General features: G+C 35.3%; 30 protein-coding genes (1 of these 30 cut by a window edge). All 30 read left to right on the forward strand.

From position 1 onward, the window contains the following. A protein-coding gene (locus CVU84_08535) for a hypothetical protein (GenBank protein ID PKM94961.1) crosses the window boundary here: on the forward strand, positions 1 to 3003 show its end. 8376 nt of this gene lie to the left of the window's left edge; the window shows 3003 of its 11379 coding nt (coding positions 8377-11379); its start codon lies beyond the left edge, outside the window; it ends in the stop codon at positions 3001 to 3003. After that, the gene (locus tag CVU84_08540) at positions 2954 to 10591 is read left to right on the forward strand and encodes a hypothetical protein (protein PKM94962.1); all 7638 of its coding nucleotides are present in this window, start codon (positions 2954 to 2956) and stop codon (positions 10589 to 10591) included. Before CVU84_08535 ends, CVU84_08540 begins: the two co-directional genes overlap by 50 nt. 82 nt (positions 10592 to 10673) lie before the next feature. Further along, on the forward strand, positions 10674 to 11195 hold the full coding sequence (locus CVU84_08545; GenBank protein ID PKM94963.1) for a hypothetical protein: 522 nt from the start codon (positions 10674 to 10676) through the stop codon (positions 11193 to 11195). A 498-nt stretch (positions 11196 to 11693) separates the two neighbouring features. Beyond that, entirely contained in the window at positions 11694 to 12005 is a 312-nt protein-coding gene (locus CVU84_08550) for a 30S ribosomal protein S10 (protein ID PKM94964.1), read from the forward strand. Between the two features lie 287 nt (positions 12006 to 12292). Next, a complete protein-coding gene (locus CVU84_08555) occupies positions 12293 to 12922 on the forward strand; it encodes a 50S ribosomal protein L3 (protein PKM94965.1) in 630 nt (209 codons plus the stop codon). 24 nt (positions 12923 to 12946) lie between these two features. Further along, on the forward strand, positions 12947 to 13567 hold the full coding sequence (locus CVU84_08560) for a 50S ribosomal protein L4 (GenBank protein ID PKM94966.1): 621 nt from the start codon (positions 12947 to 12949) through the stop codon (positions 13565 to 13567). Next, positions 13567 to 13866, forward strand: coding sequence for a 50S ribosomal protein L23 (locus CVU84_08565; GenBank protein ID PKM94967.1), 300 nt, complete (start codon positions 13567 to 13569; stop codon positions 13864 to 13866). The genes CVU84_08560 and CVU84_08565 overlap by 1 nt, the downstream gene beginning before the upstream one ends. A gap of 69 nt (positions 13867 to 13935) precedes the next feature. Beyond that, positions 13936 to 14772, forward strand: a complete 837-nt coding sequence (locus CVU84_08570) for a 50S ribosomal protein L2 (protein PKM94968.1) — start codon at positions 13936 to 13938, stop codon at positions 14770 to 14772. An 87-nt stretch (positions 14773 to 14859) separates the two neighbouring features. Continuing rightward, entirely contained in the window at positions 14860 to 15141 is a 282-nt protein-coding gene (locus tag CVU84_08575; protein PKM94969.1) for a 30S ribosomal protein S19, read from the forward strand. Between the two features lie 23 nt (positions 15142 to 15164). Continuing rightward, a complete protein-coding gene (locus CVU84_08580; GenBank protein ID PKM94970.1) occupies positions 15165 to 15551 on the forward strand; it encodes a 50S ribosomal protein L22 in 387 nt (128 codons plus the stop codon). Between the two features lie 15 nt (positions 15552 to 15566). Then, entirely contained in the window at positions 15567 to 16223 is a 657-nt protein-coding gene (locus tag CVU84_08585) for a 30S ribosomal protein S3 (GenBank protein PKM94971.1), read from the forward strand. Further along, positions 16223 to 16663 carry a 50S ribosomal protein L16 gene (locus CVU84_08590; GenBank protein ID PKM94972.1) on the forward strand — a complete coding sequence of 147 codons (441 nt, stop codon included), beginning with the start codon at positions 16223 to 16225 and terminating at the stop codon, positions 16661 to 16663. The genes CVU84_08585 and CVU84_08590 overlap by 1 nt, the downstream gene beginning before the upstream one ends. After that, positions 16650 to 16859 (forward strand): 50S ribosomal protein L29, encoded by a 210-nt coding sequence (locus CVU84_08595; protein ID PKM94973.1) that lies wholly within the window; start codon positions 16650 to 16652, stop codon positions 16857 to 16859. The genes CVU84_08590 and CVU84_08595 overlap by 14 nt, the downstream gene beginning before the upstream one ends. A 32-nt stretch (positions 16860 to 16891) precedes the next feature. Beyond that, the gene (locus tag CVU84_08600) at positions 16892 to 17149 is read left to right on the forward strand and encodes a 30S ribosomal protein S17 (protein ID PKM94974.1); all 258 of its coding nucleotides are present in this window, start codon (positions 16892 to 16894) and stop codon (positions 17147 to 17149) included. A 55-nt stretch (positions 17150 to 17204) separates the two neighbouring features. Continuing rightward, complete coding sequence (locus CVU84_08605; protein ID PKM94975.1) at positions 17205 to 17573, forward strand: 50S ribosomal protein L14; 369 nt, start codon at positions 17205 to 17207, stop codon at positions 17571 to 17573. A 22-nt stretch (positions 17574 to 17595) separates the two neighbouring features. Continuing rightward, positions 17596 to 17922 carry a 50S ribosomal protein L24 gene (locus CVU84_08610; GenBank protein ID PKM95013.1) on the forward strand — a complete coding sequence of 109 codons (327 nt, stop codon included), beginning with the start codon at positions 17596 to 17598 and terminating at the stop codon, positions 17920 to 17922. A gap of 23 nt (positions 17923 to 17945) precedes the next feature. Continuing rightward, positions 17946 to 18488, forward strand: coding sequence for a 50S ribosomal protein L5 (locus CVU84_08615; GenBank protein ID PKM94976.1), 543 nt, complete (start codon positions 17946 to 17948; stop codon positions 18486 to 18488). 15 nt (positions 18489 to 18503) lie between these two features. Beyond that, positions 18504 to 18689 carry a type Z 30S ribosomal protein S14 gene (locus CVU84_08620; GenBank protein PKM94977.1) on the forward strand — a complete coding sequence of 62 codons (186 nt, stop codon included), beginning with the start codon at positions 18504 to 18506 and terminating at the stop codon, positions 18687 to 18689. Between the two features lie 27 nt (positions 18690 to 18716). Next, positions 18717 to 19118, forward strand: a complete 402-nt coding sequence (locus CVU84_08625) for a 30S ribosomal protein S8 (protein ID PKM94978.1) — start codon at positions 18717 to 18719, stop codon at positions 19116 to 19118. Between the two features lie 146 nt (positions 19119 to 19264). Next, positions 19265 to 19807: a 50S ribosomal protein L6 gene (locus CVU84_08630; GenBank protein ID PKM94979.1), complete on the forward strand. Its 543-nt coding sequence runs from the start codon at positions 19265 to 19267 to the stop codon at positions 19805 to 19807. A gap of 62 nt (positions 19808 to 19869) precedes the next feature. Further along, positions 19870 to 20232, forward strand: a complete 363-nt coding sequence (locus tag CVU84_08635; GenBank protein PKM94980.1) for a 50S ribosomal protein L18 — start codon at positions 19870 to 19872, stop codon at positions 20230 to 20232. Between the two features lie 60 nt (positions 20233 to 20292). Next, positions 20293 to 20802, forward strand: a complete 510-nt coding sequence (locus tag CVU84_08640) for a 30S ribosomal protein S5 (GenBank protein ID PKM94981.1) — start codon at positions 20293 to 20295, stop codon at positions 20800 to 20802. A gap of 12 nt (positions 20803 to 20814) precedes the next feature. Beyond that, on the forward strand, positions 20815 to 20997 hold the full coding sequence (locus CVU84_08645; GenBank protein PKM94982.1) for a 50S ribosomal protein L30: 183 nt from the start codon (positions 20815 to 20817) through the stop codon (positions 20995 to 20997). A 31-nt stretch (positions 20998 to 21028) separates the two neighbouring features. After that, complete coding sequence (locus CVU84_08650; protein PKM94983.1) at positions 21029 to 21469, forward strand: 50S ribosomal protein L15; 441 nt, start codon at positions 21029 to 21031, stop codon at positions 21467 to 21469. Then, positions 21470 to 22735 (forward strand): preprotein translocase subunit SecY, encoded by a 1266-nt coding sequence (locus CVU84_08655; GenBank protein ID PKM94984.1) that lies wholly within the window; start codon positions 21470 to 21472, stop codon positions 22733 to 22735. A 97-nt stretch (positions 22736 to 22832) separates the two neighbouring features. After that, on the forward strand, positions 22833 to 23477 hold the full coding sequence (locus tag CVU84_08660; protein PKM94985.1) for an adenylate kinase: 645 nt from the start codon (positions 22833 to 22835) through the stop codon (positions 23475 to 23477). A gap of 3 nt (positions 23478 to 23480) precedes the next feature. Then, entirely contained in the window at positions 23481 to 24233 is a 753-nt protein-coding gene (map, locus tag CVU84_08665) for a type I methionyl aminopeptidase (GenBank protein ID PKM94986.1), read from the forward strand. Positions 24234 to 24248: 15 nt separating this feature from the next. Then, positions 24249 to 24536: an RNA-binding protein gene (locus CVU84_08670; protein PKM94987.1), complete on the forward strand. Its 288-nt coding sequence runs from the start codon at positions 24249 to 24251 to the stop codon at positions 24534 to 24536. 3 nt (positions 24537 to 24539) lie between these two features. Continuing rightward, positions 24540 to 24758 carry a translation initiation factor IF-1 gene (locus CVU84_08675; protein ID PKM94988.1) on the forward strand — a complete coding sequence of 73 codons (219 nt, stop codon included), beginning with the start codon at positions 24540 to 24542 and terminating at the stop codon, positions 24756 to 24758. Between the two features lie 80 nt (positions 24759 to 24838). Further along, complete coding sequence (rpmJ, locus tag CVU84_08680) at positions 24839 to 24952, forward strand: 50S ribosomal protein L36 (GenBank protein PKM94989.1); 114 nt, start codon at positions 24839 to 24841, stop codon at positions 24950 to 24952. The last annotated feature ends 120 nt before the right edge of the window (positions 24953 to 25072 follow it).

Genomic DNA, 25072 nt, shown 5'->3' on the forward strand with positions numbered 1-25072 from the left:
GGTAGATCAGAACTTGAAATAAGTAAACAAGTTAAGCTAGAGTCATTTAAGAAGTACGGAGCAGAGGTCATCTATGTTAGGACAGACGTATCTAAACAAGAGGAAGTTGAAAACCTTATAGACGAGGCCAAAAGAAATTTTACCCAAATCAACGGTATTATTCATAGTGCAGGTGTCATAAGAGATGCATACCTCATCAAAAAAACAGACAAAGAGATGAAAGAAGTACTTTTGCCAAAAGTATATGGGACAGTATTGCTAGATGAGATTACAAAAAATGATAACCTAGACTTTTTCGTACTATTTTCATCCATAGCAGCTGTTTTTGGGAATCCTGGACAGGGAGATTATGCTTATGCCAATGGTTTTTTGGACAGTTTTTCACATAAAAGAGCGGATATGGTAAAGAAGAAGGAACGTTATGGCAAGTCTATTTCTGTTAACTGGCCTTTGTGGCAACATGGTAATATGCAAGTAGATCAACAGATTGAGCAGATGATGGAAAACAGTCTGGGAATTAGATTGCTTCAGACTCATGTTGGCATTGATGCTTTTGAATTTAGCCTTACCCAGGAAAGTAATCAGTTGATGGTGCTTCAAGGGAACAAGAATAAAATCAACAGTATTATAGGGAAGACAATCATTGACAATCGTAAAGAAAAAGTGGAAATCAGTATAAAAGATCTCATGAAGAAATTGCAGAAAGTGTTAATGCATTTAGTATCTGACATACTAAAGATTCCTTTAAGTGACATTCAATTAGATGAAGATCTAAGTCAATTTGGTTTCGATTCTATATCGTTTATTGAATTTGCAAATCAGTTAAATGAAAAATATGATTTAGCTATAGTACCTTCTATATTCTATGAGTATTCTACCCTCGAATCCTTTGCGAAGCATCTAACAGAAGCCTATAAGGATTTATTGGGATACCATTTGATGGGGAACAACAAATTAGAGGGTCGTAAAGCAGAATTTGTAGAGCCGTTTACAGAGGAAACACTAGAAATACCTGAAAAAGAAGGTATATTAGCTATTGAGGGTCAAGGGATGATGGACAGATTTAAAGATCCAGTGGCAATAGTTGGAATATGTGGTGTTTTTCCACAATCTGATACATTAGAAGAATTCTGGGATAATCTTCAAGGTGAAAAGGACCTTATATCAGAAATACCAAAGGACCGTTGGGATTGGAAAGAATATTATGGTAATCCATTGAGGGAGGTTCATAAAACCAATATCAAATGGGGTGGCTTTATGAAAGAGGTGGATAAGTTTGACCCTCTGTTTTTTGGGATATCCCCAAGAGAAGCAGAACTTATGGATCCCCAACAAAGGATATTTCTACAAATAGTATGGAAGACAATAGAAGATGCAGGCTATCGATCAAAGGACATATCTGGGACAAACACAGGTGTATTTGTAGGTGTTGGAAATTCAGATTACAGTGACCTAATAAAGGAACACAAAGTTGAGATACAGGCTCAAATTTCGACAGGATTGTCCCACAGTGTTATTGCAAACAGGATATCCTATCTACTGAATCTAAGGGGCCCTAGTGAGCCAATTGATACAGCTTGCTCAAGCTCTCTTACAGCGGTGCATAGAGCGGTGGAATCCATACAGCTAGGACATTGTGATATGGCAATAGCAGGAGGCATAAGCGTGTTAGTAAGTCCGACACCTTATATTGCATTAAGTAAAGCAGGGATGCTATCGGAAGATGGAAGGTGTAAGACCTTTGATAAAAATGCAAATGGTTATGTAAGAGGAGAAGGGGCAGGAGCTGTTTTATTAAAGTCCTTAAGTCAAGCGGTTGCTGATGGTAATCATATTTATGCTGTAATAAAAGGAAGTGCTCTAAATCACGGGGGTCATGTAAATTCCTTAACAACGCCAAATCCCATTGCTCAAGCGGAAGTAATTCTGAAGGCGTGGAAAAAGGCTGAAGTCGATCCAACAACGATCGGCTATATAGAAGCACATGGGACAGGAACAAGTCTGGGAGATCCGATTGAAATTAACGGATTAAAGAAAGCATTTGAACAGTACAATAAAGAACTGGGCAAAGCTATGGCAGAAAAACCCTATTGTGGTATCGGTTCGGTTAAGACAAATATAGGACATCTTGAAGCGGCTGCCGGTATAGCAGGTTTATTTAAAGTGATCCTTTCCATGCAGTATAAAAAAATACCAGCTAGCATCAATTGGAAAGAGCTTAATCCCTACATACAATTAGAAGGGAGCCCTATGTATATTGTTCAATCTACACAGGAATGGGAAAAAATTGGAGATGAAAAAAGGCGGGCAGGCGTCAGCTCTTTCGGATATGCAGGAACCAATGCGCATGTTCTGCTTGAAGAATACGAAGCACCTAAAAGCGATAGGGGTGCTAATTGTGAGCCCTACATATTCGTACTATCTGCTAAAAGTGATGAAAGGCTTAAGGCGTATATAAAAGAAATGGTAAGATTTATTGATTGTAATGATGAGAAAAATAACTCTATTTCTTTGGAGAATATGGCCTATACCTTGCAGGTGGGTAGAGATACTATGACAAATCGACTATCAGTTGTTGTCTCGACCTTTGATGAGCTTAAGGATAAGCTTAAAAGATTTTTAAATAATGAAGCTAATATAGAAGGATTATATAGGGGTCACGCAAACAAAAACAAGGAACTTGTACTTCATCTATTTGATGGTGAAGCGGGAAAAGAATTTATTAAAAACATTATAAAGAACCGGGAATATGAAAATATTGCGCAACTATGGGTGAATGGATATGAAATGAATTGGAATTTATTAAAGGGTAATACAGCTTGTACAAGGGTATCGTTGCCTACATATCCCTTTGAACAGGAGAGGTATTGGTTATCAAAAGTCAAAAGCAATGATCAAAATGATAATGATGAATTGCTGCAGCGGTTAAGAGATATTGAATCAGGCAAATTAGATGTTGAAAGTGCAATGCGCAGGGAGAAGGGAGAGTCTTATGAATCATAAAGATTATGAAAAAAGAAAGATATTTGAAAGGGTAAAGAACCAAGAGATATCATCGGATGAGGCATATCAACTTATGAATGAAATTAATAATAGTACAGAGGTAGAAGCTTATGTGAATGAATTGGCTTGTTATCAATGTGACTGGGAACAATCCGAAATAGATCCTGCTATCATAAATAGAAATAAGCTTGAGGATATGATTGTTTTTGATAATGATTGTAATGAAAAGGATATATTTGATGTTCTAGATGCTGTTGATGAAAGAACAATCATAAGAGTAAAAACAGGAAATGTCTTTACGAAGATCAATAATCAGGAATATGCTATCAATCCTAAAAGTGCCAATGACTATGTTCTTTTATTCGCCAACTTAGTAGAACAAGGATTTAATCCAAAGGTGATTCTGAATTTATGGACTATTAATGGAAAATTTAATGGAGATATCAAGATTGAAGATACTGATGAATATTTAAATGTAGGAATCTATGCGATATTTCATATTCTAACAGCTATGAGTGAACTGAAAATTAAATCATTACTTAAATTTTTGGTAGCCCTAGAGGATACGAAAATAACAAACCCATTTGCTGATGCGATTAGGGGATTTGCAGGATCTCTTTCTATATGCATGCCGAACTTGATTTTTTCTACTTTTGAAATGGTATTTGATGATAGCAGTAAGGAGCATTTTCTTAAGTTGAGTTTAGATGAACTAAGTGTTGATAACGGTAGTATATCTGTGGATGTTAAGTACGAAGGAAATACTCGATACATAAGGAAAATTAAGGAAGCTGAGAATAATCCAAATGAAGATATCCTGCTTAAACAACAAGGTGTTTATCTAATAACTGGTGGAGCGGGTGGTTTAGGATTGGTTTTTGCTCGCTACTTAGCAAAAGCGTATAAAGCCAAGCTAGTACTAACGGGAAGGTCTAAACTGAATATAATAAAGGAAAATGAACTTAATGATATTAGAAAAAGTGGAGCTGAAGTGCTGTATATTCAAGCTGATGTAGGAAATGTTGAAGAAATGCAAAAGGTTATTTGGGCAATAAAAGAACAATTCGGACAGCTTAATGGTATTTTACACACAAGTGGAATAAATTCTATCACTGGAATGTTAAAAAAAGATTTTAAAGAATTTAAAGAGATTTTATGGCCAAAAGTACAAGGCACAATTGTACTCGATGCTGTTAGCAAGGAAGAGGAGCTAGATTTTCTGCTGCTATTTTCCTCTGTATCAGCAGTGTTAGGGGATTTTGGTCAGGGAGATTATGCCGTTTCAAATAGGTTTTTGGATGGATTTGTTAGCTACAGAGAAGGATTGAGAAGAAAAGAAAACAGAAAAGGTGTTACAAAGGCAATCAGTTGGCCATTGTGGAGAGATGGAGGAATGCATCTAGAAAGGGAGGCAGAATCTTTGTATTTACAATCTTCGGGTATGTCCTATTTAGAAAATGAGGATGGAATTCAGGTTTTTGAAAATATGCTTTCTAACAATGAAACCCATATGATTGTCTTTAAAGGCGATAGGAAAAAAATTCAACGATTTATAGATGTAGAAAATCAAGGTAAACAAAGTGGATCACCTAAAAAACATAATGGTTCAAAAAATAAAAAGGTAAAATCATTTGCACCTAAGGGACTAACACTTGAACAAAAAGTCGAATACGACATTGTTAAGGTTGCATCGGACATTCTTAAAATAGATATTGATAAGCTTGATGTTTATGAAAATATCGGGAGTTTTGGGTTTGACTCAATTAGTCTTAAAGAATTTGCTGACAAAATTGGGGAAATATATCAAGTAGAAATTACACCAGTCGTATTTTTTGATTTAAGCACTTTAAGGGCGTTTAGTCATTATTTTATTACCGAGTTTACTGATGAGATTCATGATTTTTATGTAGAGTCAGAAGTTGAATATTCTAGAAGTAAAGATGTGAGGACTATTCAAAGATTACCATTTATTAGCAATAATCTTTCAAATAAGCTCGTAACAACTTTAGAAAAGGAATCTATTGCAATTGTTGGTATGAGTGGTGTTTTTCCAGGATCTAATAATGTTGAAGAGTTTTGGGAAAATATGATTCAAGAAAGAGACTTAATTAGAGAAATTCCGGTGGAAAGATGGGATTGGAAAACCTATTATGAAAATTCAGAAGACAAGCATGAAAAAATTTCGAAATGGGGAGGTTTTATAAACGGTATAGATCAGTTTGATGCTAAATTTTTCAATATATCTCCAAAGGAAGCGGAGTGTATGGATCCTCAACAAAGGGTGTTTTTGGAGACAGTTTGGAAGACCGTTGAAGATGCAGGCTACAAAGCTACTGAATTATCTGGTAAAAACATTGGAGTCTTTGTTGGTGTTCAAGCAAATGAATATCATGAATTATTTGCACATACTGGAACCATTCAACCTCAACAAGTTACTGGTAATGCAAATGCATTGATCTCTAACCGTATATCCTTTTTGTTAAACCTTAGAGGCCCTAGTGAATCAATTGATACAGCTTGTTCAAGTAGCCTTGTAGCATTAAATCGAGCAGTCAAATCGATTCAATGTGGGGAGAGCGAACTTGCTTTAGCAGGAGGTGTCAGTCTAATGATTTCACCTAATGTTTTCATAGGGGCAATTAAACTTGGTGTTTTGTCGCCTGATGGAAGATGTAAAACCTTTGATAGAAGTGCAAATGGATATGTCAGAGGAGAAGGGGGCGGTTGCGTTTTATTAAAACCATTAAGCAAAGCAATAGCAGACAATGACAATATCTATGCGGTCATAAGAGGAGCGGCAGAAGGACATGGTGGTAAAGCCAATTCTCTAACAGCTCCTAATTCGGATGCTCAAGCAAATCTTTTAATAAGAGCTTATGAGGATGCAGGCATAAACCCTGATACCATAACCTTTATTGAAGCACATGGTACAGGGACTGAACTTGGAGATCCAGTTGAGATACAAGGTCTTAAGAAAGCTTTTAACACTATGATGGAGAAACAGAAGTCTACAAGTACAAATGCAAAATATTGTGCAATTGGTTCAGTGAAAACAAATATTGGACACTTGGAACCGGCTTCTGGAATTGCTGGGTTGATTAAGGTTGTTTTAAGTATGAAGAATAAACAACTACCGGCAATCTTACATTTTACTGAGCAAAATCCGTATATAGACCTAAAGGAAACACCCTTTTACATTCTTAATCAAACAAAACCGTGGGAAAAGATTGTTGATGATAAAGGAAACGAAATACCACGAAGGGCAGGCATAAGCTCTTTTGGATTTGGTGGTGCCTGTGCGCATATTGTTTTAGAAGAATATGAAAATAGTCAAGAGGATTCCAAGCTACATAGTGATACACCGCATTTAATTATCCTTTCTGCTAAGAAGCAAGAGCTACTTAGGGATTATGCAGAGCAACTAAGGGCATTTCTTGTTTTGGAAGCTACGCGAAAGACGAATGAGGATGGATATAAAGGTCATAGTTTAGTAGATATTGCTTATACTCTTCAGACGGGGAGAGAGTCAATGAATCATCGATTAGTCATTAAGACGAATAGTGTCAAGCATCTCATTGAAGGCTTGAAAGCATATCTTGATGGAAAGCCTCAGGAACATCTCTTTATAGGAGATATTAAAGAAAGTTTGGTAGATACATTGTTGAGTGGAGAAAACGGTAGATCCTTTATTAAAAGTACGATAGTAGATAACGACTTAGATAAGTTAGCACGATTGTGGGTCAATGGCATTGAAATCGACTGGAAGTTATTATATATTAACACAGCACCCAGAAGAGTATCTCTTCCAAGCTATCCTTTCGCAAAAGAACGGCATTGGATTGATAATGCAAAAGACAAGCCTATAGATATTGTAGGCAGTGATTTGTTCGTAAAAAAACAACTCCAGATAGAAACAGAGACGCTCTATTACAGTAGTCATTGGGAAAAATGCGAATTAACAGATGTACAGGCTAATAAATCAGCTATTAGATTACTGCTTTTTGATACAAATGAAGACTTATTTAACTTATTGAGAATTGACCAGAAAGAAAAAATACAAGAAGTAATCCTTGTAAAACAAGGAGAAAAATATGAAGAACTGAGCGAATGGGAATACATTGTAAATCCCTTAAAGAAAGAGGATTACAATAAATTATTTGAAGTCTTAAAGGAGAAAAACTATGTACCCACTCACATTCTCCATTTATGGAGTCCTGCTTCATCTTTACATGACTTAAATCAGCTTACTTCAAGTGCTTATTTTATGATTTACTTATGTTGTGCATTATTAGAAGCCCAATGGAAAAACAAATGTAAAAACAAATGTAAGATTATATACACCTATTATACAAATAGGGGAGAATATCAACCTCAGTATGAAGCAGTAGGTGGTTTGTTAAAGACAGTCTGTCTTGAAAATGCCAAGATATCCTTTAAAACCATAAAGCTTGAACTTGATTCAAAGAAAATAGAAGATGTCAGGTCTTTACTTCTAAAAGAACTTGAAGATGAAAGCACAGAAGTGAGGATTCAAGATGAACAAAGGTCAGTTAAAAGGTTAGTTGAAATAGAGGATATCTTAAAGGAAGAGGATAATAAGAAATCCCTATTCAAGGACAAGGGCGTATACCTTATAACAGGTGGTGCAGGAGGCTTGGGTCTAATATTTGCGGAGTATCTAGCAAAAAGGTATAAAGCAAGACTCATACTATCAAGTAGATCAGAGATTAATTCAGAAAAGCAAGCAAAAATTCAAGCACTAAAACAGCATGGAGCTGAGGTTATTTATATAAAAGCGGATGTTTCAAAGCGGGACGAAGTAGAAAGGCTTATTGATGAAGCCAAAACACAGTTTAATGAAATAAATGGTATTATTCATAGTGCTGGGGTTATAAGAGATGCGTACCTTATCAATAAAACAGAAAAAGACATTGAAGAAGTGCTTTTGCCAAAAGTATTTGGGACAGTATGGCTTGATGAGGCTACAAAAGATGAAAAACTAGACTTCTTTGCCTTGTTTTCATCTATTGCTGCAGTTCTTGGAAGTCCAGGACAGGTAGATTATGCTTATGGAAACGGCTTTATGGACAGCTATATTCAAAAAAGAGCTGCTTTGGTAAAAACAAATGAGCGTTATGGCAAGTCGATTACAATTAACTGGCCTCTATGGCGACATGGAGGTATGAAGGTAGATTATCAAGTAGAGCAGATGATTGAAAAGACTCTCGGCCTTCAATTGCTCCAATCCCAAATCGGTATTGAAGCCTTTGAATTTAGCTTAATTCAACCAAACAATCAGTTGCTAGTGTTACATGGAAACAAGAAAAAAATTCAAGGCTTATTGGCTAAAACCTCGGAACAAGAGAGCAAAGATATGAATAAGTTTTCTTACACTAAAATAGACGAAAATAGTCTTATGAAAAGTGTTCAAGATGACTGCGTTTTCATTGTATCAGAAATACTTAAAATTAAAATGAGTGAGATTGATTTAGAGGAGGACTTGAGTACATTTGGTTTTGATTCGATATCTTTTACTGAATTTAGTAATAAATTAAGTGATACTTACAATCTTTATGTAATGCCAGCTATCTTTTATGAACATGGGACACTGAATTCCCTAATTACATATCTATGTGAAGAATATAAAGAGATACTTAGTGCATATTACGGTGATGATTGGATAACTGAGGAACTAAAACCTAGGGTTCAAGAAGTATCTCATCAAGTAAAAGATTTTAATGCTTTTAAAAACGCAGATGAACCAATAGCAATTGTTGGAATGAGTGGTATTATGCCTGGGGCAGATACGCTTGATGAGTTCTGGGAGAATATTGAAGCTGAGAAAGATCTTATTACAGAAATACCGATAGAGCGCTGGAATTGGAAAGATATCTACGGTGATCCCATAAGCGAACCCAATAAGACAAATATTAAATGGGGAGGCTTTATAAGGGATGTAGATAAGTTTGATCCGTTGTTTTTCGGACTTTCTAAAGAAGAAGCAGAGTTTATGGATCCTCAGCAAAGAATATTGCTTCAGACGGTGTGGAAGACAATAGAAGATGCAGGATACAAGTCAAAAGACCTATCAGGTACAAATACAGGTGTATTTGTTGGAGTGGGTGTATTAGATTACGGGGAGGTGCTAAACGATGAAGGTATAGAAATTCATCCACTGATATCTACAGGAATGTCTCATTCAATAGTTGCTAATAGGATATCTTATTTATTAAATTTGCGTGGTCCCAGTGAACCAATAGATACAGCTTGTGCAAGCTCTTTAACTGCAATACATAGGGCAGTAGAAGAAATACAGCTAGGACATTGTGATATGGCCATAGTCGGGTCTATTAAAATTATTTTAAGCCCAACTCTGTATATTGCTTTTAGTAAAGCCGGTATGTTAAGTGAGGATGGAAGATGTAAGACTTTTGATAAAACCGCCAATGGTTATGTAAGAGGAGAAGGTTCGGGAGCTGTATTATTGAAACCCCTAAGTAAGGCAATCGCAGATTGCGACAATATATATGCTGTGATTAAAGGAAGTGCGATTAACCACGGTGGGCATGTAAATTCTATGACCACTCCAAATCCAAATGCACAGGCTGAGGTAATCATTAAAGCCTGGGAAAAAGCAAATGTAGATCCTTCAACTATTGGTTATATAGAAGCTCATGGTGCTGGAACTAACTTGGGAGATTCGATAGAGGTTAATGGATTAAAAAAGGCATTCAAACAGTTATACAAGGATTGGGGTATTCATGAACCACCAGAGCAACATTGTGGAATAGGTTCGGTTAAAACGAACATAGGACATTTAGAGACTGCGGCTGGTATGGCAGGACTATTAAAGGTTATTCTGGCGATAAAGAATAAAAAAATACCTGCTACCATTCATTTATCAGAGATGAATCCTAATATTCAATTAGAAGGAAGTCCCTTATATATAGTCGACAAGACCAGGGAATGGATTAAGGAAGCAGGTGAGCTTAGAAGGGCAGGCATTAGTGCGTTTGGCTATGGAGGTGTTAATGCCCATGTGGTATTAGAGGAGTATGAACAAGTTGAACGCAATCTAATGCAAGGCAAAAACCCACAAATCATTATCTTATCTGCGAAGAATGTAGAAAGACTTAAAGATTATGTTAGGGAAATGATTAGCTATCTTGATGACATATCTTCAAAGGAAATAGACGTTAGTATTAGAGATTTAGCTTATACACTTCAGATAGGTAGAGATGAAATGACAGAGCGGCTCGCGATAGTTGTCGCAAGTATAGATACATTGAAAGAAAAGCTTGAGTTATTTATGGAAGCTTCTATAGATATTGATAATCTATACATAAATACAGACATGAATTATTCTAGCAAAACCAGATTCTTAATAGATGGAGAGGAGGGTTTAGAATTTGTTAATATGTTAATAGAGAGCAAAGGGTTAGAGAAATTAGCTCAGCTATGGGTATCGGGAGTAGAAATTGACTGGCAAAAGCTACATAGGAAGCATACGGTAAAACGATTATCACTTCCTACATATCCATTTGCAAAAGAACGCTACTGGATAACACAAAAAGACAGTTTAACCTAAAGAACGCGAAGGTTTTGTATCATTGACATTAAATCATGAAAGAAAGATACCATTCTATTTATCATAATCTAAGGAGAAAAACATGGAAAAGAAATTGAAATTTAGCAGGGGTACTATTATTGCGGCATTCATCTCAGGGGTATGGCTCTGTTTAACATTATTCATTTTGGGCTTGTTTAAAATTACGATTGCATGGCCGGCTTTTATGCCTTTTGTGCTATTTACACTCATCGGGTGGAAGACTGATCAAATTAAAAATATATTTTGTGGTGGAGTTGTGGGCATTCTTATGGGTGGATTGGTACTTAAAGGTATATACTTAGTGATAGGTAAAACAGGAGTTTATAACACTCTTTTGATTCCGATTTTTATTGCGATATTTCTACTAGTTGTTTTGGGAGAGACGTTACCTATGCTTTTTAATAATTATACGTTTTGTTTTTATACAATTACCTTTGCTAGCCCACAACAAGATACCTTACAGTGGTTAATTGTAATGTTATTGGGTGGGGCCTTTTATTTTGGAGGAATGTTAATGCTATTGCGATTATTTATAAAACAAGAACTACCAATAGTAGAAAAAGCGAACGAAGAAGCAGCTTAATACTAGAAATAAAAGCAATGAAAAGGCCTTCTTAGATTTACCTAAGAAGGCCTTGATTTTAATTTACAAGCCTTAAAAAAATATGCTTGAAAATTAAAGATTTCTTGATATATTTACAACAACTGTAAAAACTATACAATTATGGGTTAATTTGGCATTAAGCACAATAGCGTTCTAAAAGAAAAACATTCATCGCAATCATTAAGCCGTTAAATCCACAAGAAAAAAAATATAAAAAATCCTAAAAAAAGGCTTGCAATGAAAGAAAATGTGATGTATAATAATTATTGCTGTGACAAAAGAGCAATGAAGTAAGAGGTTGCTGTATTTATACAGGTTTTCTTACGGAGCGATGTCAAGTTCAAGAAACTGGCGACAAGATCACTGTACAATAAATCAATGAAGTTGATTAAGAGTGTGTAACAACTATGATACACACGGCAACATGTACAGTCACCACTTGTCGTACTAACGTACGAAAAGGAGGCGACTTTTTTTATGGCAACTCAAAAAATGAGAATCAGTTTAAAGGCTTACGATCATCAATTAATCGATCAATCAGCTAAGAAAATCATTGAAACAGCTAAGAAGACAGGCGCAATGGTAAGCGGACCTATTCCTCTCCCAACAAAGAGAGAAATAATCACAATTCTTAGAGCGGTTCATAAGTACAAAGACTCGAGAGAGCAATTTGAACAAAGAACCCACAAGAGATTAATTGACATTAACATGCCAACTGCAAAGACAGTAGATGCATTAATGCGTCTAGAACTACCTGCTGGGGTAGACATTAAAGTAGATGTGAAATAATCCAACAAAGTATTTGCGCAGTACATAACGTACAAAGCGAAATAATTTGTAGAGGTTTATATATATTTTGAACATTAAAACAAAGACTTCGTGTTATTGGTTTTATGCATCAAGAATTGAGTTGTTTGAATTCTTGTGAAGGTTTCGAAAGTATAAACCATCTAGGATGATTACATTTAGTGAAGGAAAGGATGTCTTGCTTTTAAGAGATTAGACTTTCCCAACATACTAGTTTGAAAAGCAAGCTAGTACGTGTAATCCGCTGTAGATTAATAGGAGGTTCGACAATGAAGAAAGCGATTATAGCTCAAAAAATCGGCATGACACAAATTTTCATGGAAGATGGAACATTTGTACCGGTTACAGTATTACAAGCAGGACCTTGTACAGTTGCACAAGTAAAAACCGAAAAAAACGATGGCTACAGTGCAGTACAAATAGGTTTTGCAGACAAAAAAGAAAAGCACACAACAAAACCATTACAAGGACATTTTAACAAAGCAGGCTCAGAGTTCAAAAGACATCTAAAAGAGTTTAAATTAGATGGTGCAGAAAGTTATGAACTTGGACAATCTATTACTGCAGATGTGTTTGAAGTAGGAGACTTAGTGGATGTTTCTGGTATTTCCAAAGGTAAAGGCTTCCAAGGCTCTATTAAGAGACACGGTCAAAGCAGAGGACCGATGGCCCATGGTTCAAAATCTCATAGAGTTTCTGGTTCAATGGGTTCAGCATCATCACCAAGTAGAGTATACAAAGGTAAAAAATTACCTGGACATATGGGTGCTGAAAAAATTACAGTTCAAAATTTAGAAGTTGTTAGAATCGATTTAGAAGACAACTTAATTCTAGTAAAAGGTGCAGTACCTGGACCTAAAAAAGCAATCGTAACTATTATTGATGCGGTTAAAGCTTAATAAACACAGGAAGGAGGAACAATAATGGCTAAAGTATCTGTATACAACATGGAAGGTCAACAAGTTGGTGAATTAGAACTCAACGATGAAATCTTTGGCGTTGATGTGAAAAATCACTTAATGCATAAGTCTGTTGTGGGACAGCTCGCAAATAGTCGCCAAGGAACGCAAAGCGCAAAAACTCGCGCAGAAGTACGAGGCGGTGGTGCAAAACCATGGAAACAAAAAGGAACTGGTAGAGCAAGACAAGGTTCTATTAGATCTCCTCAATGGAAAGGTGGCGGTGTTGTATTTGCTCCAAAACCAAGAGATTATTCCGTTAAATTAAACAAAAAAGAAAAAAGAGCAGCACTAAAGTCCGCTTTAACTGCGAAGGTAAATGATCAAAAGTTTATTGTTTTAGATCAACTTGTATTTGATGAGATTAAAACAAAAAGCATGATTAAAGTATTAGAGAACCTAAAGGTATCAAAAGCACTTATCGTAATAGCAGACAATGATAAAAACGTTGTATTATCAGCTAGAAACATTGCTGATATAAAAACTGCACAAACGAATACAATCAATGTTTACGATATTCTAAAATATGATACATTTGTAGTAACTAAAGATGCAGTTGCAACTATTGAGGAGGTGTACGCATAATGGCTGACTTAAAATACTATGACGTACTACTAAAACCTGTTATTACCGAAAAAAGCATGAATTCAATGTCCGAAAAGAAATATACTTTCCTAGTTCATCCAAGCGCAACGAAAGTACAAGTAAAAGAAGCAGTTGAAAAAATGTTTAAAGGCACTAAGGTAAAATCAGTTAATACAATGAATAAAGCTGGTAAATTAAAAAGAAGAGGTCAAACTGCTGGTAAAACTGCTAAGACTAAGAAAGCTATTGTAGCACTTACAGCTGAAAGCAAAGATATTGAATTCTTCGAAGGCATGTAATTAGTAATTAACACTAAGTATGAATAGACACACACGGTAGCGTGTAAGTTTTTGAAAGGAGTGAAAATCATGGGTATAAAAAAATACAGCCCGTATACACCTTCTAGAAGACATATGACAGCTTCAACTTTTGAGGAGATTACGAAATCAACGCCTGAAAAGTCATTGGTAGTAAGCTTGAAAAAACATTCTGGACGTAATAATCAAGGGAAAATAACTGTAAGACATCGCGGTGGCGGTGCTAAAATCAAGTATAGAATCATTGATTTTAAAAGAAATAAAGATAATGTACCAGCTAAGGTAGTAGCAATTGAGTATGATCCTAACAGAACAGCAAATATTGCATTACTTCAATATGATGATGGTGAAAAAAGCTATATCATTGCACCATACAAATTAAAAGTAGGTACTAAGTTATTGAATGGCCCTGAAGCCGAAATAAAGATAGGTAACGCTCTTCCACTAGAATTCATTCCAGTAGGTACAAGCGTTCACAATATTGAAATGCAACCTGGAAAAGGCGGACAAATGGTTCGTTCAGCAGGAAATGTAGCTCAACTTATGGCAAAAGAAGGCAAAATGGCAACTCTTAGATTACCATCTGGTGAAATGAGAATGGTTCCAGTCAAATGTAGAGCAACAGTAGGTCAAGTAGGAAATATTGATCATGAGCTTATTACAATTGGTAAAGCAGGTCGTAAACGTCACATGGGCATTCGTCCAACAGTTCGTGGATCTGTTATGAACCCTAATGATCATCCACATGGTGGTGGTGAAGGTAGAGCGCCGATTGGTCGTCCAAGTCCTATGACACCTTGGGGTAAACCAGCTCTTGGTTATAAGACAAGAAAGAAAAATAAACAATCAAACAAATATATCGTAAGAAGACGTAGTACTAAGAAATAATTTGCGATACAAAACTAATAAATGATTTAACTTCTCGGTTACACAAGTACCAATAATTGAGAAGGACTTGAAAAAGGAGGTTTAATAATGGCTCGTTCATTGAAAAAAGGACCCTTCGCTGATGAAAGCTTACTTAAGAAAATAGCAGCTTTAAATGAAACTGAAAGCAAACAAGTTGTCAAAACATGGTCAAGAAGATCAACGATTTTCCCTGAAATGGTTGGACATACAATTGCTGTTCATGACGGAAGAAAACACGTACCAGTTTATGTTGGCGAAGACATGGTTGGACATAAATTAGGTGAATTCGTTTTAACTAGGACCTATAAAGGTCATACAAGAGATGAAAAGAAATCAAGAGTGCGTTAGTTAATTGAAAGGAGGCAATCTAGATGGCTAAAGGACATAGAAGTCAGATTAAAAGAGAAAGAAATGCGAATAAAGATGCTAGGCCAAAAGCTAAGTTATCTTACGCAAGAGTATCGACTACAAAAGCAAAAATTGTTCTTGATACAATTAAAGGTAAAGACGTTGTTTCAGCACTTGGTATTTTAGCTTACACACCAAGAAACGGCGCTAGAATTATAGAAAAATTATTAAAATCAGCAGTAGCAAACGCTGAAAATAATAGTGGCATGAATTCAGATACTCTATTTATTGATGAAGCCTTTGCAAACAAAGGACCATCACTTAAGAGAATCAGACCAAGAGCTCAAGGTAGAGCTTTTAGAATTGAAAAGAAAACAAGTCACATTACTATTATCTTAAACAATAAATAGATAAGGAGGTTAGGCATGGGACAAAAAGTTAATCCACACGGCCTGAGAGTCGGTATCATCAAGGATTGGGATTCAAGATGGTATGCTGAAAAGAACTTTTCTGATTTTTTAGTTGAAGACGACAAACTCAGAAAACTCATTAAGAAAAAATTATTTGCGGCTGGCATCAATAAAATAGAAATTGAAAGAGCATCAGAACGCATAAAAATTAACATTCATACTGCTAAACCAGGTATTCTTATTGGTAAAGGCGGAGCATCAATAGAAGAATTAAGAAAATTTATTCAAACACATACAACTAGTAAAGTAATTGTAAACATTATGGAAGTAAAGAGACCGGAAAAATGTGCTCAGCTTGTTGCTGAAAACGTAGCTGCACAACTTCAAAACCGTGTATCATTCCGTAGAGCAATGAAACAAAGCATGGGTCGTGCTATGAAAGCAGGATCAAAAGGAATAAAAATTGGTTGTTCAGGACGTTTAGGCGGCGCTGAAATGGCTCGTAGTGAGTCTTACAACGAAGGAACTATTCCACTACAAACACTTAGAGCTGATATTGAGTATGGTTTTGCTGAAGCAAACACAACTTATGGTAAAGTTGGCGTAAAAGTATGGATATATCATGGCGAAATTCTTCCTATGAAAGATAAGAACAAAGGAGGAGTACTGTAATGTTAATGCCAAAAAGAGTTAAGAGACGTAAGCAATTCCGTGGATCAATGGCTGGAAAAGCTACACGTGGAAACAATATTAGTTATGGAGAATTTGGTATTGTTGCTATGGAACCATGTTGGATTAAATCAAACCAAATAGAAGCAGCCCGTATTGCTATGACTCGTCATATCAAACGTGGTGGTAAAGTTTGGATCAAAATATTCCCAGACAAACCTGTTACAACGAAACCTGCTGAAACAAGAATGGGATCTGGTAAAGGTTCTCCTGAGTACTGGGTAGCAGTTGTAAAACCTGGAAGAGTTATGTTTGAACTTGCAGGTGTAGAAGAATCAGTAGCAAGAGAAGCACTAAGATTAGCTGTGCATAAATTACCATGCAAATGCAAAGTTGTTTCTCGTAAGGATTTAGAAGGCGGTGATAATTGTGAAAACAACTAAATTTTTAGACGAATTAAAGACCAAATCCGCTGTGGAATTACAATCCGAATTAGTGGCTGCAAAAAAAGAGTTATTTAATTTGAGATTTCAAAATGCAACAAATCAATTAGAAAATACAGGCAGAATTACTGAAGTTCGCAAAAATATTGCTAGAATTCAAACAATTATAACTGAACAAAGTAAAGTAAGCAAATAAAGTTACCCTAATTCTGAAGGGAGGAAATAAGCGTGGAAGAAAGAAATATGAGAAAAACTCGTACAGGTAGAGTTGTAAGTGATAAAATGGATAAAACCATTGTTGTAGCTGTGCAAACCAGTGTTAAGCATCCACTTTATAGCAAAGTAATTAAAAGAACTTACAAGTTGAAAGCTCATGATGAGAACAATGAATGTGGAATTGGCGATAGAGTAAAAGTAATGGAAACAAGACCGATATCCAAGGACAAAAGATGGAGATTGGTACAAATAGTCGAAAAAGCAAAATAATTTTTAGGGTTTAGATCATTGAGATCAATGATCGTAACTGAAAGGAGGATTAAGCATGATTCAACAAGAATCTAGACTTAAAGTAGCCGATAATACAGGAGCAAAAGAAATACTTTGTATTCGTGTATTAGGAGGATCTACTAGAAGATATGCCAATGTAGGCGATATCATCGTTGCTACAGTTAAAGATGCAACACCAGGTGGCGTTGTAAAAAAAGGTGACGTAGTGAAAGCAGTAGTAGTTAGAACGGTTAAAGGTGTACGTCGTAAAGATGGTTCATATATCAAATTTGACCAAAACGCAGCAGTAGTTATTAAAGACGACAAGACTCCAAAGGGAACTCGTATATTTGGACCTGTTGCAAGAGAACTTCGTGAAAAAAAATTCATGAAAATATTATCATTAGCACCAGAAGTATTATAAGGAGGTGTAAGAATTGGCGAATATCAAATTAAAAACTGGCGATACAGTACAAGTGATTGCTGGTAAAGATAAAGGTAAAAAAGGTAAAATCCTTTCTGTTGACAAGAAAAACGGAAGAGTCTTAGTTGAAGGCATTAACATGGCTACGAAACATAGTAAGCCAAGTGCGAAAAATCAACAAGGTGGCATTATTCATCAAGAAGCTGCCATTACAGTATCTAACGTTATGTATGTTCATAAAGGTCAACCAACAAGATTAGGCATTAAATTGACAAAAGAAGAAAGAGACGGAAAGATGAAAAACGTTCGTCTTAGAGTAGCAAAATCAACAGGTGAAGTAATTGATTAATTTAAGGAAGGAGGTCACTTATTATGAGTAGATTAATAGAGACTTACAATAATGAAATTGTTGATGCAATGATGAAAAAGTTTAATTATAAAAACATTATGGAAGTACCAAAAATAGAAAAAGTTGTTATTAATATGGGTGTTGGTGAAGCAAAAGAAAATTCTAAAGCTATGGATGCCGCTATTAATGATTTAACAATTATTTCAGGACAAAAACCACTTCCAATCAAAGCTAAAAAGTCAGTAGCTGCTTTTAAGTTAAGAGAAGGAATGACAATTGGTACTAAAGTAACCCTTCGTGGTAAGAGAATGTATGAGTTTGTAGATAGACTTATTAATTTATCACTTCCACGTGTTCGTGACTTTAGAGGCGTTAATGCCAATTCATTCGATGGCAGAGGAAACTATGCTTTAGGCGTTAAAGAACAATTAATATTCCCAGAAATATCTTACGAAAAAATCGATAAGATCAGAGGGATGGATGTTATATTTGTAACGACTGCTAAAACTGATGAAGAAGCTCGAGAACTGTTAACATTATTCGGAATGCCTTTCAAAAAGCAGTAAGGAGGAAGCAATTAAATGGCAAAAACATCAATGAAAGTGAAACAACAACGTACGCCTAAGTTCGCTGTTCAAGCGTACAGTCGTTGTAGAATTTGCGGAAGACCTCACGGTTACTTAAGAAAGTATGGCGTGTGTAGAATTTGTTTCCGTGAACTTGCATATAAAGGACAAATACCTGGCGTTAGAAAAGCTAGCTGGTAAACAAAGTTTAGGAAGGAGGCAACAAACATGACAATGAGTGATCCTATTGCAGATATGTTAACTAGAATTAGAAATGCGAACACAGCTAAACACGATTTTGTTGATGTGCCAGCTTCAATCATGAAGCTTGCAATTGCAGAAATATTAACAAAAGAAGGTTTTATCAAAGGATATAAATCCATTGAAGATGGTCACATTAAAACAATTCGATTAGAGTTAAAATATGGCAAAGATAAAAGCGAAAAAGTTATTTCTGGTATTAAGAAAATTTCAAAGCCTGGGCTCCGAGTATACGCTGGTAAAGATGAATTACCAAAGGTATTAGGTGGTCTTGGAACAGCAATTATTTCAACAAATAAGGGTATTATTACAGATAAAGAAGCTAGAAAGATCAATGTTGGCGGCGAAGTAATCGCATTTATTTGGTAATAAAATCCAACAAATACTTAGAATTGCGTTTGCTTTGCAAACGCTCTTGAAGAGTAATGAAGACTAAAAAGATTGCGTTTGTAAACAAACGCTCTAGGTGAAACGATAGCAATGCTATCTCAATCTAACCACTAGGAGGAAATAAAATGTCAAGAATTGGAAGATTACCTATTGAAATTCCAGCTGGTGTAGAAGTTAATGTTACTGACAAAAACTTCATCACAGTGAAAGGACCAAAAGGTTCTTTAGAAAGACAATTGGTTAAAGAAATTACGGTAGAAAAAGTAGAAGATCAAATCCTTGTTACAAGACCTAATGATTTAAAGAAAATGAGATCATTACATGGTTTAACAAGAACATTGGTAGCTAATATGGTTGAAGGTGTAACCAAAGGTTACGAAAAGAAATTAGAAATCAATGGTGTTGGTTATAGAGCTGTAAAACAAGGGAACAAAATAGTATTATCTTTAGGTTACAGCCATCCTGTTGAAATGATAGATCCTGAAGGCATTGAAACAGTGGTTGAAGGAACAAATGTTATCATTGTAAGAGGTATTAATAAAGAACAAGTTGGACAATTTGCTGCTGAAATTAGAATTAAAAGAAAACCAGAACCTTACAAAGGTAAAGGTATTAAATATTCTGATGAAGTTATCATACGTAAAGAAGGTAAAACAGGTAAGAAGTAAGACGCATAGTCAAGCTCATTATCTGAAACACAATGATTACAAAGTAAAGAGGTGAAACCCAAATGGTAAATAAAGAAGTAAGATCAAAAGTACGTGTTAAAAAACACAGAAAGATCAGAAACAAAATTCAAGGCACTTCTGAAAGACCACGTTTATGTGTGTTTAGAAGTAACAGTCATATATATGCACAAATTATTGATGATACAAAAGGTGTAACACTTACAGCTGCATCAACATTAGACAAAGATTTTCAACTTGAAAAGAAAAATGATGTTGAAGCTGCCAAAGCAGTTGGTACCACTATCGCTAAAAAAGCAGTAGAAAAAGGTATCGGAAGTGTTGTATTTGACCGTGGAGGTTATATATACCATGGTAAAGTGCAAGCTTTAGCTGATGCTGCAAGAGAAGCAGGATTAATTTTCTAAGTTGATATATCAATTGATCGCAATAGAACAAGCGTATAATTATAGCAAGGAGGTAAAATGATGAAACATACAGTTTTAGATACAAGCGGAATGGACCTTAAAGAAAAAGTAGTATCCATTAGACGTGTAACGAAAGTTGTTAAAGGCGGACGTAATTTTAGATTTGCAGCTTTGGTTGTTGTTGGAGACGAAAATGGTCATGTTGGAGCTGGAATGGGAAAAGCAACTGAAATTCCAGAAGCAATCCGTAAAGGCATTGATGATGCTAAAAAGAAAATGATCGAAATTCCAATTGATGAGAATGGCAGTATCCCACATGACTACCTTGGTAACTTTGGAAGTGCTTCTGTACTTCTTAAAAGAGCACCAGAAGGTACTGGAGTAATCGCTGGTGGACCAGTACGTGCCGTACTTGAGCTTGCAGGAATTAAAAATATTAGAACAAAATCTTTAGGTTCAAATAATAAAAATAATGTTGTTGCGGCAACAATACAAGGTTTATTTGAATTAAAGACTCCAGAACAAGTTGCAAAACTTCGTGGAAAATCAGTAGAAGAAATCACAGGTTAGGAGGAAACAAAGATGGCAAATAAATTAAAAATCACACTTGTTAAATCAACCATTGGAGCCATTCCTAAACACAAAAAAACTGCAGTAGCATTAGGTTTAACAAAGCTAAACAAAACAGTTGAGCAACAAGATAACCCTGCAATTAGAGGGATGGTAAAACACATTATTCACTTAATCAAAGTTGAAGAAATATAGAACACTAAAATAGTTAGGAGGTGTAATCTGCATGAATTTATCAGATTTAAGACCTGTTGAAGGTTCAACGAGCAATAGATATAGAAAAGGGAGAGGTCATGGTTCAGGTAACGGTAAATTTGCTGGAAGAGGAAGAGATGGACAAAACTCTCGTTCTGGCGGAGGAACTAGAATTGGATTTGAAGGTGGTCAAATGCCACTTTACAGACGACTTCCAAAAAGAGGTTTTACTTGCAGAAGTTCTAAAGAAATTATTGGCATCAATATTGAAGCCCTTAATGTATTTAGAGCTGGCGGTGTAGTCACAATTGAGAAACTAATCGAAAAAGGCATAGTAAACAATCCAAAAGATGGCGTTAAAATATTAGGAAATGGCGAGATGACGAAAAAGTTAACTGTTCAAGCAAATGCTTTCAGTAAATCAGCCATTGAAAAAATAGAAGCTGCTGGTGGGAAAGCCGAGGTGGTGTAATTGTTCAAAACAATTCGTGATGCATTTAAAGTACCAGACTTAAGAAGTAAACTTATTTTCACTTTACTCATGTTATTTGTGATTAGAATGGGGGCTGCGATCCCTATTCCAGGAATAAATGCTGATGTATTAAAAGATTATTTCTCACAGGCTGGGGATTTACTTGGATTATTTGATGCTTTCTCTGGTGGAGCATTCGCTAACATGACATTATTTGCAATGGGTATTATTCCATATATCAATGCATCTATTATCATGAACCTTTTAACCATTGCAATTCCAGCACTTGAGGAAATGCAAAAAGAAGGTGAAGATGGACGTAAGAAGATCGCTAAGATGACTAGATATGGTACAGTTGTTCTTGCTCTAGTACAATCATTAGCAATTTCTCTTGGACTTAGAACCATTTTTAACGAATACAATGTTTTGTCAGTTGTAATCGCGGTATCTGCTATGACTGCTGGTACAGCATTTCTAATGTGGATAGGCGAAAGAATAAACGAAAAAGGTATCGGAAACGGTATATCATTAATCATTTTTGTTAATATAGTATCCAGATTTCCTTCAGGAGCAAAAGCTCTTTATAATCAAGCGATATTAGGTAAATATATTCAAGTACTTGCTATGTTGTTAGTATTTTTTGGTATGATCGTGTTGGTAGTTCTTATTTACTTAGGTGAAAGAAGGATTTCAGTACAATACGCTAAAAAGATGCAGGGAAGAAAGTCCTATGGTGGACAATCAACACACATTCCACTAAAGGTTAATATGGCTGGTGTTATTCCAGTAATATTTGCTTCTTCACTTTTACAATTTCCGCAAGTTATCACTGGGTTTTTTACTCAAACACCAGCACCATGGCTGGATAAAACGATTAATTTCTTGAATTATAATAGATCTCCATTTGGAGCAGGCCTATACTTCGTATTAATTATCTTATTTGCATTTTTCTATACTGCGATTATCTTTAATCCGTATGAAGTTGCAAATAACATGAAGAAGAATGGTGGTTTTGTTCCAGGTATTAGACCAGGTAAACCAACAGTTGACTATTTAACGAACATTTTAAACAAAATTGTCCTCATAGGAGGTATTTTGTTGGGAATCGTAGCTATATCTCCAATTGCTTTATCTGCTCTTACAAAGGTACAAATTGGATTTGGTGGTACTTCACTGATCATTGTTGTTGGTGTATGCTTAGAAACAATTAAGCAAATTGAATCTCAATTGGTAATGAGACATTACAAAGGATTTTTAAATTCATAATTCAGATGAGGAAAGGACACTTCCAAGAGAAGTTCACTTTCCAAGTCTTGTATTTAATTTTAAACAGAGTCTTTTGTAAAGATATGGAGGCGATAGAATGAAGTTAATTATGTTAGGGGCTCCTGGTGCAGGAAAAGGAACACAAGCAAAATATATTGCTGCAACCTATAAAATACCACATATATCTACGGGTGATATTTTTAGAGCAAACATTAAAAACGATACTGAACTTGGTAAAAAAGCAAAAGAATATATGGATCTTGGGTTATTAGTTCCAGATGATCTGGTTGTAGATTTAGTAGCAGATCGCCTTCAACAAGAGGACTGTATAAATGGATTTGTATTAGATGGTTTTCCAAGAACAATTCCGCAGGCTGAAAGTTTAGACAGTGCACTATCAAATATGGGAGCAAAAATGGATTATGCTATTGAAGTTGCTGTTCCTGATGATGATATCGTGCGAAGGATGTCAGGCAGAAGAGCTTGTGTTGGATGTGGTGCAACCTATCATATCGTCAACGTTCCACCAAAAACAGAAAACCAATGTGATACATGTGGTTCTGGACTAATCCTTAGGGATGACGATAAAGAAGAAACTGTTCTTAAGAGATTGGAAGTCTATCATGAACAAACCCAACCTTTGATTGATTACTATAACAATCAAGGTATATTAATCTCAATAAATGGAACTTTAACTGTTAAAGACATTACAGACGAGATTATTAAAGTTTTGGGGGCATAGTTTATGTCAATTCTTATTAAGAACGATCAAGAAATAGAACTCATGCGAGAAGCTGGAAAAATTGTTGCCTTAACACACCAATTAATTGAAAGAAATATAAAAGCAGGCATGAAAACCTTAGAATTAGATCAAATAGCAGAAGAATTCATTAGAAGTAAAAACGCTCAACCTTCTTTCAAAGGTTACAACGGCTATCCTGCATCAATATGCGTTTCTATTAATTCAGAAGTGGTTCATGGTATTCCAAGTAAACACAGACGAATTGAAGAAGGCGATATTGTTAGTATTGATATAGGAGCTATGTATAAGGGCTACCATGGAGATGCTGCAAGAACACATAGTATCGGAAGGATTTCTGAGGAAGCAACGCATTTGATTAAAATTACTGAGGAAAGCTTTTATGAAGGAATTAAAATGGCAAAGGCAGGCAATCATTTGCATCAAATATCCGAAGCAATTCAAAATTATGTTGAAAATAATGGATGCTCTGTTGTTAGAGATCTAGTTGGTCATGGCATTGGTAAAGATATGCATGAGGAACCGCAAATACCTAATTATAAACCTATAGGAAGAGGACCAAAGCTTCAAAAGGGCATGGTACTTGCAATAGAACCTATGGTGAATGCCGGTAGATACGAGGTTCGGGTACTTGAAGACGATTGGACTGTTGTGACATTAGATAAGTCATTATCGGCACACTATGAAAATACGATTCTGATTACAGAAGATGGTTACGAGCTTCTTACAGTAGTATAAGATGAGGTGAATACCATGGATAAATTTCAATACGGTCAAATTATTAAATCAAAGGCTGGAAGAGATCAAGATAAAATATTCGTAATAATAGATATTCAAGATGAATATGTATATTTGGTAGATGGACATTTTAGAAGGATTGAAAACCCAAAGAAAAAAAAGCTAAAACATATTCAGCCAATGAATATAGTAATCGAAACCATTAAACATAAAATTGAAAATGAAGAAAAGCTGACAAATGCCGATATTAGAAGAGAACTAATCGTATATCAAAAAGGCCTAGATCATCGTAAGGAGGTTTAAAGTATGTCAAAAAAAGATGTTATTGAAGTAGAAGGAAAAGTTCTTGAAAAACTACCTAATGCAATGTTTCAAGTAGAGCTAGAAAATGGACACACCATTTTAGCACATATTAGTGGAAAATTAAGAATGCATTATATAAGAATTCTGCCAGGTGATAAAGTCACAGTTGAAATGTCTCCTTATGATTTAACTAAAGGAAGAATAACTTGGCGTGATAAGTAAATATGAATCATTGAGATGTAAAACCCTTCAAGTTGGGAAAAAATTTACATGACAATTGTACATGGAAAGGAGCGATATTGATGAAAGTTAGAGCATCAGTAAAACCTATTTGTGAAAAATGTAAAATAATTAAGAGACATGGGAGAATTCGCGTTATCTGTGATAATCCTAAGCACAAACAAAAACAAGGTTGATTAAAACAGTTGTATTTTGGCTTAACAATGATTAAACACATAAAAATTGTTAAAACTTATAAAAAATGCTTGCAACCTTGACAAAACTATTATATAATATCTAATTGTGATATTCTGTAA

This window comes from Firmicutes bacterium HGW-Firmicutes-1 (genome assembly GCA_002841625.1).
Classification (GTDB): domain Bacteria; phylum Bacillota; class Clostridia; order Lachnospirales; family Vallitaleaceae; genus HGW-1.

Excerpts from the sequence above, each read along its gene's own strand:
- CVU84_08540 (PKM94962.1), top strand. The coding sequence starts at position 2,954 with ATGTTGAAAGTGCAATGCGCAGGGAGAAGGGAGAGTCTTATGAATCAT.
- CVU84_08545 (PKM94963.1), top strand. The coding sequence starts at position 10,674 with ATGGAAAAGAAATTGAAATTTAGCAGGGGTACTATTATTGCGGCATTC.
- CVU84_08550 (PKM94964.1), top strand. The coding sequence starts at position 11,694 with ATGGCAACTCAAAAAATGAGAATCAGTTTAAAGGCTTACGATCATCAA.
- CVU84_08555 (PKM94965.1), top strand. The coding sequence starts at position 12,293 with ATGAAGAAAGCGATTATAGCTCAAAAAATCGGCATGACACAAATTTTC.
- CVU84_08560 (PKM94966.1), top strand. The coding sequence starts at position 12,947 with ATGGCTAAAGTATCTGTATACAACATGGAAGGTCAACAAGTTGGTGAA.
- CVU84_08565 (PKM94967.1), top strand. The coding sequence starts at position 13,567 with ATGGCTGACTTAAAATACTATGACGTACTACTAAAACCTGTTATTACC.
- CVU84_08570 (PKM94968.1), top strand. The coding sequence starts at position 13,936 with ATGGGTATAAAAAAATACAGCCCGTATACACCTTCTAGAAGACATATG.
- CVU84_08575 (PKM94969.1), top strand. The coding sequence starts at position 14,860 with ATGGCTCGTTCATTGAAAAAAGGACCCTTCGCTGATGAAAGCTTACTT.
- CVU84_08580 (PKM94970.1), top strand. The coding sequence starts at position 15,165 with ATGGCTAAAGGACATAGAAGTCAGATTAAAAGAGAAAGAAATGCGAAT.
- CVU84_08585 (PKM94971.1), top strand. The coding sequence starts at position 15,567 with ATGGGACAAAAAGTTAATCCACACGGCCTGAGAGTCGGTATCATCAAG.
- CVU84_08590 (PKM94972.1), top strand. The coding sequence starts at position 16,223 with ATGTTAATGCCAAAAAGAGTTAAGAGACGTAAGCAATTCCGTGGATCA.
- CVU84_08605 (PKM94975.1), top strand. The coding sequence starts at position 17,205 with ATGATTCAACAAGAATCTAGACTTAAAGTAGCCGATAATACAGGAGCA.
- CVU84_08615 (PKM94976.1), top strand. The coding sequence starts at position 17,946 with ATGAGTAGATTAATAGAGACTTACAATAATGAAATTGTTGATGCAATG.
- CVU84_08620 (PKM94977.1), top strand. The coding sequence starts at position 18,504 with ATGGCAAAAACATCAATGAAAGTGAAACAACAACGTACGCCTAAGTTC.
- CVU84_08625 (PKM94978.1), top strand. The coding sequence starts at position 18,717 with ATGACAATGAGTGATCCTATTGCAGATATGTTAACTAGAATTAGAAAT.
- CVU84_08630 (PKM94979.1), top strand. The coding sequence starts at position 19,265 with ATGTCAAGAATTGGAAGATTACCTATTGAAATTCCAGCTGGTGTAGAA.
- CVU84_08635 (PKM94980.1), top strand. The coding sequence starts at position 19,870 with ATGGTAAATAAAGAAGTAAGATCAAAAGTACGTGTTAAAAAACACAGA.
- CVU84_08640 (PKM94981.1), top strand. The coding sequence starts at position 20,293 with ATGAAACATACAGTTTTAGATACAAGCGGAATGGACCTTAAAGAAAAA.
- CVU84_08645 (PKM94982.1), top strand. The coding sequence starts at position 20,815 with ATGGCAAATAAATTAAAAATCACACTTGTTAAATCAACCATTGGAGCC.
- CVU84_08650 (PKM94983.1), top strand. The coding sequence starts at position 21,029 with ATGAATTTATCAGATTTAAGACCTGTTGAAGGTTCAACGAGCAATAGA.
- CVU84_08660 (PKM94985.1), top strand. The coding sequence starts at position 22,833 with ATGAAGTTAATTATGTTAGGGGCTCCTGGTGCAGGAAAAGGAACACAA.
- map (PKM94986.1), top strand. The coding sequence starts at position 23,481 with ATGTCAATTCTTATTAAGAACGATCAAGAAATAGAACTCATGCGAGAA.
- CVU84_08670 (PKM94987.1), top strand. The coding sequence starts at position 24,249 with ATGGATAAATTTCAATACGGTCAAATTATTAAATCAAAGGCTGGAAGA.
- CVU84_08675 (PKM94988.1), top strand. The coding sequence starts at position 24,540 with ATGTCAAAAAAAGATGTTATTGAAGTAGAAGGAAAAGTTCTTGAAAAA.
- rpmJ (PKM94989.1), top strand. The coding sequence starts at position 24,839 with ATGAAAGTTAGAGCATCAGTAAAACCTATTTGTGAAAAATGTAAAATA.